This is a genomic window from Methylocapsa acidiphila B2 (genome assembly GCF_000427445.1).
GTDB classification, from domain to species: domain Bacteria; phylum Pseudomonadota; class Alphaproteobacteria; order Rhizobiales; family Beijerinckiaceae; genus Methylocapsa; species Methylocapsa acidiphila.
This window is the reverse complement of sequence record NZ_KE386496.1, coordinates 19,364-34,266: the sequence shown is the minus strand read 5'-3', so window position 1 is coordinate 34,266 and position 14,903 is coordinate 19,364. Positions and strand designations below refer to the sequence as shown.

General features: G+C 62.1%; 11 protein-coding genes, 1 tRNA gene and 1 pseudogene. 5 read left to right on the top strand and 8 right to left on the bottom strand.

The features are described 5' to 3' along the window. Positions 1 to 106 precede the first annotated feature (106 nt). The gene (locus METAC_RS0101220; protein WP_026605635.1) at positions 107 to 2,077 is read left to right on the top strand and encodes an elongation factor G; all 1,971 of its coding nucleotides are present in this window, start codon (positions 107 to 109) and stop codon (positions 2,075 to 2,077) included. Between the two features lie 131 nt (positions 2,078 to 2,208). Here the strand turns inward: METAC_RS0101220 and METAC_RS0101215 are convergent, their stop codons facing one another. Further along, positions 2,209 to 3,438 (bottom strand): LysM peptidoglycan-binding domain-containing M23 family metallopeptidase, encoded by a 1,230-nt coding sequence (locus METAC_RS0101215; protein WP_245257396.1) that lies wholly within the window; start codon positions 3,436 to 3,438, stop codon positions 2,209 to 2,211. Positions 3,439 to 3,881: 443 nt separating this feature from the next. Between METAC_RS0101215 and METAC_RS0101210 the strand changes: the two genes are divergently transcribed. Further along, positions 3,882 to 4,304, top strand: a complete 423-nt coding sequence (locus METAC_RS0101210) for a hypothetical protein (protein WP_026605633.1) — start codon at positions 3,882 to 3,884, stop codon at positions 4,302 to 4,304. A 329-nt stretch (positions 4,305 to 4,633) separates the two neighbouring features. On the opposite strand, the gene METAC_RS21790 is transcribed toward METAC_RS0101210, so the two are convergent. From METAC_RS21790 to METAC_RS0101155, 7 genes and pseudogenes are all read right to left on the bottom strand, one after another. Beyond that, positions 4,634 to 5,956: a S53 family peptidase gene (locus METAC_RS21790; protein ID WP_156898060.1), complete on the bottom strand. Its 1,323-nt coding sequence runs from the start codon at positions 5,954 to 5,956 to the stop codon at positions 4,634 to 4,636. Between the two features lie 304 nt (positions 5,957 to 6,260). Further along, complete coding sequence (locus METAC_RS0101195) at positions 6,261 to 7,112, bottom strand: outer membrane protein (protein ID WP_026605631.1); 852 nt, start codon at positions 7,110 to 7,112, stop codon at positions 6,261 to 6,263. A gap of 339 nt (positions 7,113 to 7,451) precedes the next feature. Beyond that, entirely contained in the window at positions 7,452 to 9,521 is a 2,070-nt protein-coding gene (locus tag METAC_RS0101185) for a YgiQ family radical SAM protein (RefSeq protein ID WP_026605630.1), read from the bottom strand. A gap of 311 nt (positions 9,522 to 9,832) precedes the next feature. Further along, positions 9,833 to 10,024 carry an SDR family oxidoreductase gene (locus tag METAC_RS0101175; RefSeq protein WP_198017146.1) on the bottom strand — a complete coding sequence of 64 codons (192 nt, stop codon included), beginning with the start codon at positions 10,022 to 10,024 and terminating at the stop codon, positions 9,833 to 9,835. Positions 10,025 to 10,035: 11 nt separating this feature from the next. Further along, a pseudogene (locus tag METAC_RS0101170) lies at positions 10,036 to 10,452 on the bottom strand (SDR family NAD(P)-dependent oxidoreductase); the annotation flags it as partial. After that, complete coding sequence (locus METAC_RS27345; protein ID WP_342446958.1) at positions 10,443 to 10,517, bottom strand: hypothetical protein; 75 nt, start codon at positions 10,515 to 10,517, stop codon at positions 10,443 to 10,445. The gene METAC_RS27345 and the pseudogene METAC_RS0101170, both read right to left, overlap by 10 nt. Before the next feature lie 398 nt (positions 10,518 to 10,915). Continuing rightward, a tRNA-Arg gene (locus METAC_RS0101155) sits at positions 10,916 to 10,992 on the bottom strand. A gap of 200 nt (positions 10,993 to 11,192) precedes the next feature. Here METAC_RS0101155 and METAC_RS0101150 point away from each other — a divergent pair. The 3 genes from METAC_RS0101150 to METAC_RS21785 all read left to right on the top strand — a co-directional run bounded on the left by METAC_RS0101150 (position 11,193) and on the right by METAC_RS21785 (position 14,902). Then, positions 11,193 to 11,804, top strand: coding sequence for a DUF938 domain-containing protein (locus METAC_RS0101150; RefSeq protein WP_026605627.1), 612 nt, complete (start codon positions 11,193 to 11,195; stop codon positions 11,802 to 11,804). Positions 11,805 to 12,054: 250 nt separating this feature from the next. Next, entirely contained in the window at positions 12,055 to 14,487 is a 2,433-nt protein-coding gene (gene pheT, locus METAC_RS0101140; RefSeq protein ID WP_026605626.1) for a phenylalanine--tRNA ligase subunit beta, read from the top strand. Between the two features lie 4 nt (positions 14,488 to 14,491). Then, complete coding sequence (locus METAC_RS21785; RefSeq protein ID WP_036255197.1) at positions 14,492 to 14,902, top strand: hypothetical protein; 411 nt, start codon at positions 14,492 to 14,494, stop codon at positions 14,900 to 14,902. Position 14,903: the final 1 nt, after the last annotated feature.

Below are 14,903 nucleotides of genomic sequence, written 5' to 3'. Positions count from 1 at the left end.
GACGCCCAAACGGCTGAGGCTGTGGATCCTTTGCCGGCGCGACGCCGTTCTAGCGTTGCAGGAGCCGCGCTCAAGACGGCTCCGCTGGAGGAAGGAAGGCGTCATCATGACAGGTTCTTGTCCGAAGGCCGCAGCGGGGCCGCGCTCGATCGCTCTCGTTGGCCCATATGGCAGCGGCAAGTCGACCTTGTTCGAGGCGCTCCTCGCCGCGGCCGGCGCGCCGCTCAAGCGGTCAAGCAATGCGCGAAATCGAACGATGAGCACGGAGCTCCGCCTTGGCCATTGCACCTATTTGGGCGATCGCTGGTCCATCCTCGATTGTCCCGGCTCGGTGGAGTTCGCCTACGACGCATCCTGCGCCCTGACCGCTGCCGATCTCGCGGTCGTCGTCTGCGAGCCCACCGTCGAGCGTGCGTCTCTGCTGCCCGTGATTTTACGGACGCTTGAAGAGAGCGGAATTCCTCATTTTATCTTCGTCAATAAGATCGATGCGCTCGCAACCTCCGTCCACGAGATGTTGGCGGCGCTTCAAGCCCATTCAAAGCGGCCTCTCCTGCTACGCCAAATCCCGATCCGCGAAGGCGACTCCGTCACCGGGTTCGTGGATGTCGTCGCCGAACGCGCCTACCGCTACCGTCCGAAGCAAGCCTCCGAGTTGATCGAACTTCCGCCCGACATGCGCGAACCCGAGAAGGAGGCGCTGGCGGGCATAGCCGAGACTCTCGCGGACCAGGACGACGAGCTCATGGAGCAAATCCTCGAAGACATCGCGCCTACGCCGGCCGAACTCTACCAGCATTTACGCAAGGATCAGGCGAAGGATTCGATCGTCGAGGTCTTGTTCGGCGCCGCAGCGCAAGGGCATGGCGTGGCGCGTTTGTGGAAAGCCCTGCGCCATGATGCGCCAGGTCCGCGCGTCGCCGCCGCCCGCCATGGGATCGCCGAGGGCGACGAGCCGCTGCTACAAATCTTCAAGACCGTTCAAGCCGGCAAGCTCGCCTATGGACGAATCTGGCGCGGCGCGCTCCGCGACGGCGCCACATTCGACGGCGTCCGCGTCGGAGGAATTTCCCGCTTCGTCAGCGGCGAGGCGGTCCGAACGCAAGAAGCCGAAGCCGGAGAACTCGTCGCGCTCGGACGGCTGGAAGGCGTCTCGACGGGAACGGTGCTCGGAGCGGCGGGCCCCGCGGCGGCCCTCCCCTTCCCGGCGCCCCCGCCCCCGCTCTACGCCTTGGCGATCGCGGCGAAAGACCGCAAGGACGACGTGAAGCTCTCAGGGGCCTTGCACAAGCTCGTCGAGGAAGATCCGTCCCTCACTTTGGAACATAATCTCGAGACCGGCGAAACGCTTCTGAAGGGCCGCGGCGAGATCCATCTCAATGTCGCTCTCGAACGATTGGCTGCATTCTACAACCTTCAAGTCGCGGTCAGCTCTCCGAAGGTCGCCTATAAGGAAACGATCAAGAGCGCCGTCACCCAACATGGCCGCTTGAAGCGCCAGACCGGAGGCCATGGCCAGTTCGCCGACGTCAAGCTGGAGATCGAGCCCCGCCCGCGCGGCGCGGGCTTCCTGTTCACCGATAAGATCGTCGGCGGCGCGGTGCCGAAGCAATATATTCCGGCGGTGCGCGAGGCCGCCGAGGAGGCGATGCAGAAAGGCCCGTTCGGCTATCCGGTGGTCGACGTAGGCGTAACCCTGGTCGACGGCTCCTTCCACACCGTGGATAGTTCGGAGATGGCGTTCAAGACGGCGACGCGCATCGCCATCGGAGAAGCCCTCGCCAAGGCCGATCCCGTCCTGCTCGAGCCGATCGAGCATGTCACGGCGAGCGTCCCCAACGTCTTTACCGCCGCGACGCAGCGTCTGCTCTCCGGCCGGCGTGGCCAGATCCTCGGCTATATGGAGAGGCCGGGCTGGGCCGGCTGGGACGAGGTCGAAGCCCTGGCGCCGGCTTCAGAGCTTCACGACCTCATCATCGAGCTGCGCTCCGATACGATGGGGCTCGGAAGCTTTCGGCGTCGCTTCGATCACCTCGCCGAAGCGCGCGGCGCCGCGCCCGAACGGACCATGCGCTGACGCCTGTAGTCATTTTGCAAATGTGTTCGCGAGGGGCGAGGCCTTTAACGATCCTCAGCCTTCAGCCGTGATTGTAGCGCATCCTTCAAGTCTCGCGAGAAGGATGCGCCATCAAAGGCCAAGGCTAACAGCTAGAGCCCGGCGAGATATTGCGTCGGATCGACCGGCGTCGCGCCCTTGCGCAGCTCGAAATGAAGCTGCGGCGAGGCGACATTGCCGCTTTGCCCGGATTTGGCGATGGTCTGGCCGCGCTTGACCGTATCTCCACGTTTGACTTCGATGTCGCCATTATTCGCATAGGCGGTGACGAAGCCGTTCGGATGCCGAATCAGGATCAGGTTGCCGTAGCCTTTCAATTCGTTTCCGGCATAAGCGACGACGCCGCTTTCCGCCGCCTTCACCGAGGTTCCCTCTGGCACGGCGATGTTGATGCCGTCATTGCCGCCCGGCTTGAAAGCCTGGATGATGCGACCCCGCGCCGGCCAGCGGAATTCCGGATTGGCGGCGTCAGCGCCAGATTTGCTTGTATCCATGGAAGCGGTCTGGACCGGCTCGACCACGGCTTTTTTCGCCTCGGCCGGCGCGGGCTCGGCTTTCGCGACGCTCGCCGGCTCTGGCTTAGCCGCCTTGGGCTGCGCGACGACGGTTTCAGTTTTGATGGATTGCGCCAGCTTGGGGGTCGGCTTGATCGGCGCGGGAGCGGGACTGGGCGCCGCCGCCGCAATTTTCGCCGTCGCCGCCTTGGGTTCCGACGCAACTTTCACCGGGCTCGACGGGACGGCCGGCGCCGCGGCTGCGAGCTTGGTCGCGCCGACGCCGCCTTTCAGAAGCTTGGCTTTTTCGGCATAGCGGCTTTTGCCTTGCTGCGCCGTCGTCGCGGTTGCTGCGCTCGCGCTTGTTGGGACATGCGCGCCGCTCGAGGCCGCCAGCGCCGCGTTATAGACAGGAATGACGACGCGCGAGCCAGGCTGAACTTGCGTCGCCGAGGCGAAACCATTTGCCCGCACGATCGCTTCGGCCGGCACGCCGTAACGACGCGCCAGAACCTCGACATTTTCCCCTTGTGCGACGACGACCGGCGACCCGCCTTCCACGGACCATCCGCTGGCCGATTGCGCAGGGCGCGACGGCGCCGCAGCGGCGAGCTTGGAAGTCGGCTGAGCCAGGATCGGCGCGCTCGCCGCAGGGGCTGCAAGCGGACGCGACTGAACGGGAGACACCGGAGCGGAAGCCGCTGGAGCGGGGCTCGCGGCGGACGCGGCGTCCCCACCGGACGAGGTCTGGAAAGGGTTGCTGAAAGGATCGCCCAAGCGTTCGGAGCTCGAGCAACCGGCGAGCATGCCGGCCGCAGCTCCTGTCACGGCGAGCCGAAATGCGAGACGCGAGCAAAAAATGGATAAGAAATGGCCCATGACGCAACCCACTGACGCTGTACCCTTTGGTCGCATTAGATGGGCCGTGGGTTAAGGGAGAGTTTAGATGAACGAATATTCAAGAAATTCGTTCTGAGTAGCTTTTCTGTCCTCGGACGGCAGGTCGCTCAGCGCGCCTGAACCCGAAAAGCGGCGGAGCGTTTCATCCCATTTGAGCGAAAATGGCTGGACAAGCTCTTCGCCGCCGCCCTGCTGAGTCTGCGCGCCGGCCGCTGGCGGCTCGGCGCGGGCGGAACATTGCCGAACCTGGAGTGTTTAGTGCTCAGGCCGGCGAGAGCGACCCTCGCGCCAAGAGGAGACGACCATCCACCTCGGATCCGGCTTTCCCACAATCTTCGAATGTGTCACTTTGATGCCAACGGGAGGACGCCATGCAGCGTCGTGAGATTATTGCGGCCGCTGTTTGCGCGCTGGCCGCGGTGGCGTTGGGGCTTATTTCTCAAGCAGCCCTGGCCATAGAGAGGGCCGAACACCCAGACCGCAGCATCGGCGCCTGCCAATGGACCGCGACGACGGCGCGCGGAGTCGATACGGTCCAGCTCACGGTGAAGGGAATTTGCCAAGAGCCGACGCCCGGCTATAGTCTGACCCTCACTCGCGTGGATTCGCAGGGAGGCGACCGCTCCACGCTGGCCCTGGTCCTTACCGCAGTGGCTCCGACGGGAATTGAGCCGCATCACGTCGCCGCGACCGCCGTGGAATATCAGCAAACATTTGTTTTGCCGAAAGACCTTGTTCCGACGAAGGTGACAATGTCTCACGGCGGCGCAATAGACCAAATAGTCGTGCAGTAGCGCTGCGATATTCGAAAATCGTCCCTGTCGGATGGATGGCGAGAGGGACCTGATTTTCCTTATCCGCCCATTGAACCGTCCGGCAGAAGCGCCCGCTTCGAATCACGACGCGAAGCGCTGTCTGGACAAGGCCGGCGACGCCATCCACACCCTTTCGATGACTGGCCCTCATCGGGCGACGAGGGCCGTCTTCATTCATCAAATAAGACTCTTCCGAATCGCGTCGCCGATCACCGCTGATAAGTCGACGCCTCTATTTTTATTCTTCAGTCACGATGAAAAACCGAGGCCAAGGCAACGCTCAGGTCGGGCGGTTCCGCGCTGACCGATCAAAGCCCCATCGGCGTATGTGGAGTGCCGACGCCCGTGCAAAAGTCCCACCCGGCAACCGCCGAATAGGCGCTGCCAATGCCGCAGAGTCCGAGCGTAATATCATTGAATCGATTCGACCCGAGCAATGCGTAAAGCGATTTCAGCTCGGCAAATGTCGAAACACCGAAATGCCCGGCTGCATTGGTCAGCGCCGCGACGAGGGGCGACGACACGCTTGTTCCTCCTATGCCGAACCAACTATTGATCGGCGCATTGCCGCAACCCGTGCTGCAATAAACCCACACGCCGGTGCTCGGGTTAGCGACAGCCGAGACATCCGGCACGCCCCGCGCGGTTCCGACGACGCCGGCGATGCCATTTTGATATGTCGGACGCGCCACATATGTGCTGGGGCCGCCGCCGCCACTCGCCCAAGTCGTCTCCCCGAGGAATGCGCCTGAGGCCGAACGCACGACAGTCGTCCCTCCCACCGCGACGATATTCGCCGAAACCGACGGCCATTGCGTGCCGGGATCATCCCCGGTCGAAGCGAAATAGACAACCTTGGGGGTCGTAAAGTGAGAATCGAGCGTCGTTTCGCCGACAAACTCGCCCTGCCCCCAGCTATTCGAAACCTGCCCCCCTCCGGCCGCCGCCACGAGCCCACTGGCGACATCCTCGGCGAGCAAAAGATCAGCATTGGAATTCGACGCAGCTTCCACCAGGATGATCTTTGCGTTGGGCGCCAGCGCGTGAGCCATGTCGAGGTCGAGCGCCTCTTCCCCGGCCCAGTTAAAATCCACAGGCGGCTGAACGCCCGTCGCATAGACGATCTGAAGATTAGGCGCCGGCAGGCCAAATTGAGTAGAATATGTTTGTAGATCAGCCAAAGCCGATGAATTGTGGTAGGCGTCGACGATGGCTATCACCTTGCTGCCATAAGTCGAAACTTTCGTGACTATGTTCGGGTCGCATCCCGAACTCGCCGAGACCACGGAATAGATGCAGGCGAGAGAAGCCGGCGTATTGAAAAAAAAGCCGGCCAAGGGCGGGCCGAGCTTCGGAGTAGCGGCCTGGGTCTGGGACTGGGCCTGCGTTTCTTGGTAAGGAACGAAGAAGCGGTAATTCGTATGCGCAATCTTGCCGCGATCTCCGGGATTCGGAACGCTCGATGTTGGAACGACGACATAACCACCAGCCGTCGGCGAACTTTGTCGCGTAATTGCCGCTACTGATCCTGGAGCAGTTTGCTGCGTATTAACATTAGTGCTGACTTGGGCCTGGGCCGCGCCGATCATCAAAGTGGTCGCGACGAGGACCTTTTCTGAGCTTAAACGCATGCTTCTCTCCATGCTCGCTTGCTGCAAAATCAAAAATCAATCAACGAACGCAAACTCACACGCGACGCTCACATATTTTCAAAACTCCAGAGCGATTCACAATCGATAAAGAAGCGCTCAGAAGAAAAAAGTGAAAGCGTGATTCCGTCGAAAAAGAGAACTCTCCTTTTTCGGAACACGCTTTCACTTTGCAAACGCTTCAGCTTCGCAGTTAGTTCCCGTTGACGCAAACCAGAAAAAGGCTAGCCCCAACTGTAGAAAAACCAACTGGGTTTATCAGAAATCAGATTCGCCAAAGTTACAATCAATATTTGGCGACAACCGGAGCGGGCTGGAAGGTGTCGAACTTATAGCTGAAGCCGACCTGAACCCTATTTTCGGTGAGATGACGATGCACCCATGCGCCAACGCTCACATCGCCAGGATAGACTGGGAAGGCGTTGACCAGGTAATTGGAGGTGTGTCCAAAATCGGTATAGCGATATTCGCCCCGGACAGACCAATTGTTGGTGATGGCGTATTCGAGGCCCCCGCCGACCGTCCAGCCAACGCGCGTTTGCGAGAAGCTGTCATTCCCCGAGAAGGGAAAATTCGAGAGAATCCCCTGCGGATTCGCATAGGAAGTTGAAACATAGCTCGTGAAGCCGCCGAAGGCGACGCCGCCGGTGGCGTAAAGCAACGCGCGGTCCCATGCGATGCCGACCCGACCGCGGATCGACCCCTGAATGCCAAGGTTAGAGTGGAAGGTGGTCGGGATATAGTCCGCGTAGTAGCTGGAGTAAGGCGAGACGGAGACTGTCTTGCTGATGCTGGAGCCGTCAACATCGCCTTCGAGGCCTAACACCCACTGGCCCAACTGCAGATTGTAGCCGACATGAGCGCCGCCAATCACGCCATTGGCGTTGCCGCCGACATTATAGGAGTCGGCATAGCCGAGCGGAAAGCCCCCGACCGTATAGCCGGCGTCGCCATATGTGACATTTGGATTGGTCCAGGCGTAACCGATCTGGCCGCCGATATAAACGCCGGTCCAAGTGAAGATCGGCGCGGGCGGAACATAGGCCGGCGGCGGGGCGCGGGATGGGAGATCGGCCGCAAAGGCGGAACCCGCGAGCGCGACGGCGCCAGCAGACGCCAAAAGAAATGTGCGCAACATATGTATTCCCCATAATTCAGAGCATCAAACGTTATGCAAGTTACGCCATTCTCTTCTCTGAGCAATTGCTACTCGATACATTGTTGGGCGCCAAATGTACTATTTTGGACGCTGTAGCATTTACGAGACACCGCGGGAGCGTACATTTGCGTACAGATTATGACATTCGGCATCGCCGGACGCCAAACGCCTTTGGAAACCGATTGGAATAGCTGCACTTTAGCTCGGCGCGTGAGCCCGGCCTCGGATGTGAACCCGATCGAAACGCGCTCCGACGGCCGACATTGAGCCGTCATTGCGCGTGGGCAAGCCGCCCGCGCGCAGAATAACGCTGCATTTTCAGCTTTTGACCCGGGGCAGTTTGTGAACGCCCTTTGTCAAAAACTTTCGCTCCTCAGGCCGCGCGCGGCCTTTTTGACCTCTACGCCCGAATTCGTCAGCGCCGGACGGTCGCCAAATCGGCACGAGCTGGTCCACGCCCGACCCGATCAGGTCGGCGCGACCCATGGCTTTCAAAGCTTCGCGCAGGACCGGCCAATTTTCGGGATCGTGATAACGCAGAAAAGCCTTATGCAGGCGGCGTTGGCGTAGCCCTTTCACGGCGTCCACCTTTTCGGATGCGTCGCGCCGCACCGGTTTCAGCGGATTGAAACCGCTATGATACATGGCTGTAGATAGCGCCATTGGCGAGGGCAAATAGGTTTGGACCTGATCGGCGCGGTATTTGTTGCGCTTGAGCCAGAGCGCCAGATTCAACATATCTTCGTCTGTAGTGCCCGGATGGGCCGCGATAAAATACGGAATGAGAAAGTAGTTCTTCTTCGCCGTCTTGGCCGCCGCGTCGAATAATCGCTTAAAGCGATCATAAGCGCCGATGCCCGGCTTCATCATTTTCGACAACGGTCCTGCTTCGGTATGTTCGGGCGCGATTTTCAGATAGCCGCCGACATGATGCTCGACGAGCTCGCGCACATAGGCCGGGCTTTGCACCGCCAAATCATAACGCACGCCGGACGCAACCATGACTTTCTTCACGCCCGGGACCGCCCGCGCCTTGCGGTAGAGCTGAATTAGCGAGTCGTGGCTGGTATCGAGATTTTTGCAGATGTCCGGATAGACACAGGCCGCACGTCGGCAGAGCGCCTCGGTCTCCTTATCCTTGCAGGCCATGCGGTACATGTTGGCGGTCGGACCGCCGATGTCGGAAATGACTCCGGTAAAGCCTTCGGTCTTGTCGCGGATGGTTTCGATTTCTCTCAGAATCGACTCTTCGGAGCGCGATTGGATGATGCGGCCTTCATGTTCCGTGATTGAGCAGAAGGAGCAGCCGCCGAAACAACCGCGCATGATCGTCACCGAATGGCGAATCATTTCCCAAGCGGGGATTTTCGCGCCCGCATAGGCTGGATGCGGCGCGCGCGCGAAGGGCAGATCGTAGACGCCGTCCATTTCTTGCGTCGTTAAGGGAATAGGCGGCGCTGTCAGCCAGACGTCCCTGTCCCCGTGTTTTTGCGTCAGCGGGCGCGCGTTGCCCGGATTGCTCTCCTTGTGCAGCACGCGCGAGGCGCGGGCGTAAGATTCCGGATCGTCGGACACCTGCTCGAAGGATGGCAGCCTGATGACGATGTCATCGCCATTTCGCCGCTCCGCTATTCGCTGCCGGCCTTCATTTGGATCGTCGAGATCGTCGGCCGCCGCTTCGAGCCAGCCTTCGGGCGTCGCCGTCCGCGCAAAGGCGAGGCCGCGTATGTCGGAGAAATCCTGGCCGATTCCGCCTTGGGCGATGCGATGGGCGGCTTCGACAAGCGCCCGTTCGGCATTGCCATAGAGCAACAGATTGGCCTTGGCGTCGAGGAGGACAGACCGACGCACCTTGTCGGACCAGTAATCATAATGGGCGATGCGGCGCAGCGAGGCCTCGATGCCGCCCAGTATGACGGGCGCATTCGGAAAGGCCTCGCGGCAACGCTGGGCATAGACGATGACGGCTCGGTCCGGCCTTTTGCCGCCTTCTCCGTCCGGCGTGTAGGAATCATTGCGCCGCAACCGTCGGTCCGAGGTGTAGCGGTTGACCATCGAGTCCATATTGCCGCTGGTCACTCCGAAAAACAGGTTCGGTCGGCCCAACGCGGCAAAAGCGGAAGCGTCACGCCAGTCGGGCTGGGCGATAATCCCAACGCGAAAACCCTGCGCTTCCAGAAGTCGGCCGATGATCGCCATCCCAAAGCTCGGGTGGTCGACATAGGCGTCGCCCGTCACGAGAATCACATCGCAGGAGTCCCAGCCGAGCGCCTCCATCTCCGCCCGCGACATAGGCAGGAAAGGGGCCGCGCCGCAGCCGTGCGCCCAATATTTCCGGTAGGAAAAAAGGGGCTTCGCGCTTGCCGGATGAGAGACGGGCGAAAACATGATCCTACTCGATCCTGACGCGCTCCCTTCGGAAACGCATTTGACTTCTTTGGACATCTCGGGATTTTCCGAGCCGCCCTGCTTTGTCGCCTTCCGAGCAGCCTTGGTCTTCCATTTAACTTTGACCAATAGGAGCCTTTTCGAAGGGCGTCGATAGGCCCGCCCGATGTTCGGCGGTTTGCCGCCTCGGCGTCGCGGCGAGCGCCGCGCTACAGGTCAAAAAGCGAACCTGCGGCCTTGGGGCGGTCACGCATACGCCATCGTCACGAGCGCGTTTCGGGACCAGCCATGAAGCCGCCAGGCTATTTCCGTCACCCGTTTCGCAACAGCCTGTGAGCCAAGGGTGGCGAAATCCGCTCGATCGCCCGCAGCAGCTGTGTCTTCCCGACCCAAACCTCATCCCGGCCATCCTCGATGCCCTTCAGGGGGGCCTGCGCCGCATCTGCGGCCAACATTTTGCCGGTCCCCCGCCCCTTCGTCATGCCAGTGGCGACGAGAGCCATGACGACGTCGATCACCCTGATCGTCGGCGCGCATCTTCACAGCGATATCGCAAGGCGCGGCTGAAGGTGCAGAGCCCCGCCTTGGTCGCACAATAGACCGGCGCAGTCCGCTTCGGCGCGATGGCGAGGCCCAAGGAGATGTTGACGATGGCGGCTTCCCGCTGGCGGGCGAGGACCGGCGTCAGCCCGAAGCACAAGGCGACCGGGGCGGTCAGGTTCGCCGCGATCTCCGACCGAAACGCCATCCGGCCATGATCCCCAATCCCCGTGGCCGGCATGTCGATCTGCACGCCGGCATTGTTGACGAGGATGGAAAGGTCCGGCCAGCGATCGGTGACCTCGGAAATGATCCTTTTCTGTTCATCCAATCGCGACAGGTCCGCCGACAGGAAGGTCATGCCGTCGGGAGCTCGGGCCATCACCGCCTCGGCGCGCGCCCCGTCTCGCGCACGATGACCAGCTTGGCGCCCCGGGCGGCGAGCCGGCACGCGATTTCCGCGCCGATCCCGGCGCTGCCCCCGGTCACCAGCGCGCGCTTTCCCTCGATCCTCATGGTCGCCTCACGCAGAGGCTGCCGATGCTGGCGCCGGCTCTTTCCGTTCGGCGAAACCGCGATCGTTTCCCTCGAAGAGCGCGTCAAACGCGCGGTCTACGGCTATTTGCGCCCGGTCTGAAGTCGTCTTGCCGCAGAGTGCGCATGCAGGGAGCCAAATCCTAAAATGTGGCAAGGCTGATGCCGGGCAGCTATCCTCGTGAAGCAGGCCATGAGCTGAAATCGCGATTAGCCATAAATGGAAATCAATGAGCACTGTTCGGGCTCACTCGGCAATCGGCGAGAATACCCGAAAGCCAGCGGGAAACCATTCACGGAACTGGCGATTTCGGCCAAATTGGCGCACCCGAGAGGATTCGAACCTCTGGCCTCTGCCTTCGGAGGGCAGCGCTCTATCCAGCTGAGCTACGGGTGCCTGCGCGGCGTCAGCCTGCGCTTATATTTTCACCTTAGCCGATTTCTCGGCGCAGCGCCAAGCGTCATCTTGGCCGCTTTCGAAACCAGCAGTTCCAGCGGTCGCGGAAATCCGCCCCCGCAATTTCTTTCGCTGGCCCGCACGATTCCTGCTTCAAGGAGCTGAACGACGACCCCTTGGGCAGAAAACTACAGAAACTCATGGAAGATCTCCGCCTGCACGCGCCGGCAGCGCTTCGCAACCGCGACGCGATTCTCGACATCGTTCAAGCTCATTTTCCCGCCACGGGGCTCATCCTAGAGATTGCGAGCGGTTCGGGCGAGCATTGCGTTCACTTCGCTGAAAAGCTGCGAAACCATGCGATCCAACCAAGCGACCCGAGCCCACGCGCCCGCGCCAGCATCGACGCGTGGATCGCAACCGCCGGGCTGCCCAACGTCAAAGCCGCGATCGATCTCGACTCATCGCATCGCGATTGGCCGGTGAAAGCGGCCTCGGCGATCATCTGCATCAATATGATTCACATCTCGCCTTGGTCCGCGACCGAAGGCCTCTTTGCCGGCGCCGCGCGGATTCTGCCTCCCGGCGCGCCCCTCCTCCTCTACGGCCCTTATAAGCGCGACGGCGCTCACACCAGCAAAAGCAATGAGGATTTCGATCGCGCGCTGCGCCACGAAAATCCCGAATGGGGCGTGAGGGATCTGGAGCGCGTCGCCGAAATCGCTGGACTCAAGGGATTTTCAGCGCCTGCCGTTTTCGAGATGCCGGCAAATAATCTGACGCTTCTTTTCCACCTGCCGCAGGGCGGCTGAAACGCCTTTCGAGCGCCAAGCCAACAAGAATTTCCCCTCGGCCGCGATCGGCGCTAGAGAAAAGAAAATCCGCCGCTCGATCCGCACCCGAATTCTAGAGCGCTCTCCGATCGCATCGACTCCTGCGATCGACTAGAAGACGCTACAGATTCAAAAGCTCGAGCAAATTCTCTTCGATCGGAGCAAATCCATCCGATCGAAGAGAATTTGCTCTAGGGCGGCGGCCCCGCCGTTTTTGCTCGGAACGCTCATGAAATTCACTCTGTCCTGGCTCAAAGACCACCTCGAAACCGACGCCGGACTCCTCGAGATCGTCGAGACGCTGACCAAGATCGGCCTCGAAGTCGAACGGGTGGAGGACCCCTCGGCCGCCTTGCGCGATTTCGTCACCGCGCTTGTCGTCGAGGCTAAGCCGCATCCCAACGCCGACCGGCTGCAGGTCTGCCTGGTCGACGCCGGCGGCGAGCGCCCGATCCAGGTCGTCTGCGGCGCGCCCAATGCGCGAACCGGCCTCAAGTCGGTTTTCGCTTTGCCCGGCGCCTATATCCCCGGCAAGAAGGTGACGCTCGGCAAAGGCGTCATCCGCGGCGTCGAGTCGAACGGCATGCTCTGCTCGGGGTCGGAGCTCGGATTATCGGACGATCACGACGGCATTCTCGAACTGCCCGAGTCGGCGCCGGTCGGCGCGCCCTATGCGGAATGGGCCGGGCTCGCCGATCCCATGGTCGAGATTAATCTCTTGCCGAACCGGCCGGACGCCATGGGAGTCCAAGGCGTCGCCCGCGACCTCGCGGCGGCGGGCCTCGGCAAGTTTTTGGACCGCACGGTCGCGCCGGTGCCGGAAGGCGCGCGCTTCCCGATCGACGTCAAGCTTGATTTTGCGCCGGAGGACGCCCATCTCGCGCCGGTCGTCGCCTTTCGCCTCGTGCGCGGCGTCCGCAATGGACCAAGCCCCGAGTGGATGCAGAGGCGGCTCAAGGCGATCGGGCTGCGGCCTATCAATGCGCTGGTCGACATCACCAATTATTTCGCCTTCGACCGCGCCCGCCCGCTCCATGTTTTCGACGCCGCGAAGGTCCAGGGCGACATCGTCATCCGGCGCGCGCGGCCGGGAGAGCAATTGCGCGCCCTCGACGGGCGCACCTACGCCCTCGACTCCGATATGGTGGTCATCGCCGATGAGGCGGGCGTGGAATCGCTCGCCGGAATCATGGGCGGAGAGGCCTCGGGCTGCGATGAGGCGACGACATCCGTCCTGATCGAGTCGGCGCTTTGGGACCCGGTGAACATCGCCCGGACAGGACGCAAGCTCGGCATAAATTCCGACGCGCGCTATCGGTTCGAGCGCGGCGTCGATCCGGCCTTCTGCCTGCCGGGGCTCGATCTCGCGACCGCCTTTGTGCTGGAGCTCTGCGGCGGCGTGGCTTCTTTTGTGAAATGCGTCGGCAAGGTTCCGCAGCCCGATACGCGGATCGCCTTTCCGTGGAGTGAAGTCGCCCGCCTTGCGGGGCTCGAGATCGAAGCGTCGGAAATGGCCGCGATCCTCGAAAGGCTCGGCTTCGAGCTCGCTGGCTCGGCTGGCAATAGCGACCGGATCCTCGTCAAGGCCCCCTCCTTCCGCCCCGATATCGAAGGCAAAGCCGATCTCGTCGAGGAAATCGTGCGGATCGCCGGGCTCGAACGGGTCGCGGCTAGGCCCCTGCCCCGCGCCTCGGAACATGTTGCTGATCCCGTGCTCACGCCATTGCAGAAACGCGTCGGCGCCTCCAAGCGCGCGCTCGCCGCCGGCGGCTTGGTCGAAGCGGTGACATGGTCCTTCGTCTCAAACCGACGCGCCGAGCTTTTCGGCGGCGGCGCGCCCGAGCTCGCCCTCGCCAACCCGATCGCGCCGGAATTGTCCGACATGCGGCCGAGCCTGCTGCCAGGGCTTATAGCCGCAGCGCAGCGCAACGCCGACCGCGGCCACGGCGATCTCGCTCTCTTCGAAGTGGGTCAGATCTTCAAAGGCGCCGATGAAGCAGGCCAGCGCATGGCGGCGTGCGGCGTGCGGCGCGGCAGCGCCAAGTCGGCTGGCGTCGGACGCCACTGGTCGGCCGCGACCGGAGACGTCGATTGTTTCGACGCCAAGGCCGACGCCATGGCTCTTCTCGCCGCGCTCGGCGCGCCGGTCGGGGGATTGCAGGTTGTCCTCGGCGGACCGGCCTGGTTCCACCCGGGCCGCTCGGCAATTTTGCAATTCGGGCCGAAGAACCAGATCGGCGCCTTCGGCGAGATCCATCCGCGCGTGCTCGAGGAACTGGACGCGCAGGGCCCCCTGGTCGGCTTCGAGCTAGTTTTGAATGACATACCAACGCCAAAATCTAGGTCGACAAAAGCCAAACCAAAGCTCGAACTCTCGGAGTTCATGCCCGTGCTGCGTGATTTCGCCTTCCTTGTCGATCGCTCCGTGCAGGCTGCCGACATTGTGAAAGCAGCGCTCGCCGGAGAGCGCACGCTCGTATCGGATGTGGGGGTCTTCGACGTCTACGAGGGCAAAGGGGTGCCGGAGGGCAAGAAATCCGTCGCCATATCCGTCGCCTTGCAACCGCGCGAAAAAACCCTGACCGAATCCGAGATCGACGCCGTCGCCGCGAAGATCATCGCCGAAGTCGGCAGGAAGACCGGCGCGACGCTCAGAGGATGAAGCCGTGAAATATGTTTCGACGATGATCTTGGCCGCCGCATTGCTCGCGCCGTCGGCGCTTGCGAGCGCCGCCCCCCGCACAATTGACGATTGCGAGAAGATCGAGGCCGCCGACGCCTATAATCAATGCCTGGCGGCCTTCGGCCCCGTCGCCCATGGCCATAGCGGCGGCGGCGCGCAGGTCCAAGACGTCAGCGATTCCACCGATGGCGACGCCGTCCAGCCCGAGTCGGGCTCGTCCGGCCAGCGCGTCGCCCATGCCTCCGGCCATTCTCGTCATCATGCCGGCCGACATGGCTGGACGCGGCATGCGCATGGCCCGCACGGGCGGCATTCTAGAGCCGCCGATCATGCGCATGGCCACGGCAAGAGGCTCGCCTTCACGATCACGCCAAGCCATACACATTTGCGCTAGA

Coding starts and splice junctions, on each gene's coding strand:
- METAC_RS0101220 (WP_026605635.1), top strand. CDS start 107: ATGACAGGTTCTTGTCCGAAGGCCGCAGCGGGGCCGCGCTCGATCGCT.
- METAC_RS0101210 (WP_026605633.1), top strand. CDS start 3,882: ATGCAGCGTCGTGAGATTATTGCGGCCGCTGTTTGCGCGCTGGCCGCG.
- METAC_RS21790 (WP_156898060.1), bottom strand. CDS start 5,956: ATGCGTTTAAGCTCAGAAAAGGTCCTCGTCGCGACCACTTTGATGATC.
- METAC_RS0101195 (WP_026605631.1), bottom strand. CDS start 7,112: ATGTTGCGCACATTTCTTTTGGCGTCTGCTGGCGCCGTCGCGCTCGCG.
- METAC_RS0101185 (WP_026605630.1), bottom strand. CDS start 9,521: ATGTTTTCGCCCGTCTCTCATCCGGCAAGCGCGAAGCCCCTTTTTTCC.
- METAC_RS0101175 (WP_198017146.1), bottom strand. CDS start 10,024: ATGGCTCTCGTCGCCACTGGCATGACGAAGGGGCGGGGGACCGGCAAA.
- METAC_RS0101150 (WP_026605627.1), top strand. CDS start 11,193: ATGGAAGATCTCCGCCTGCACGCGCCGGCAGCGCTTCGCAACCGCGAC.
- pheT (WP_026605626.1), top strand. CDS start 12,055: ATGAAATTCACTCTGTCCTGGCTCAAAGACCACCTCGAAACCGACGCC.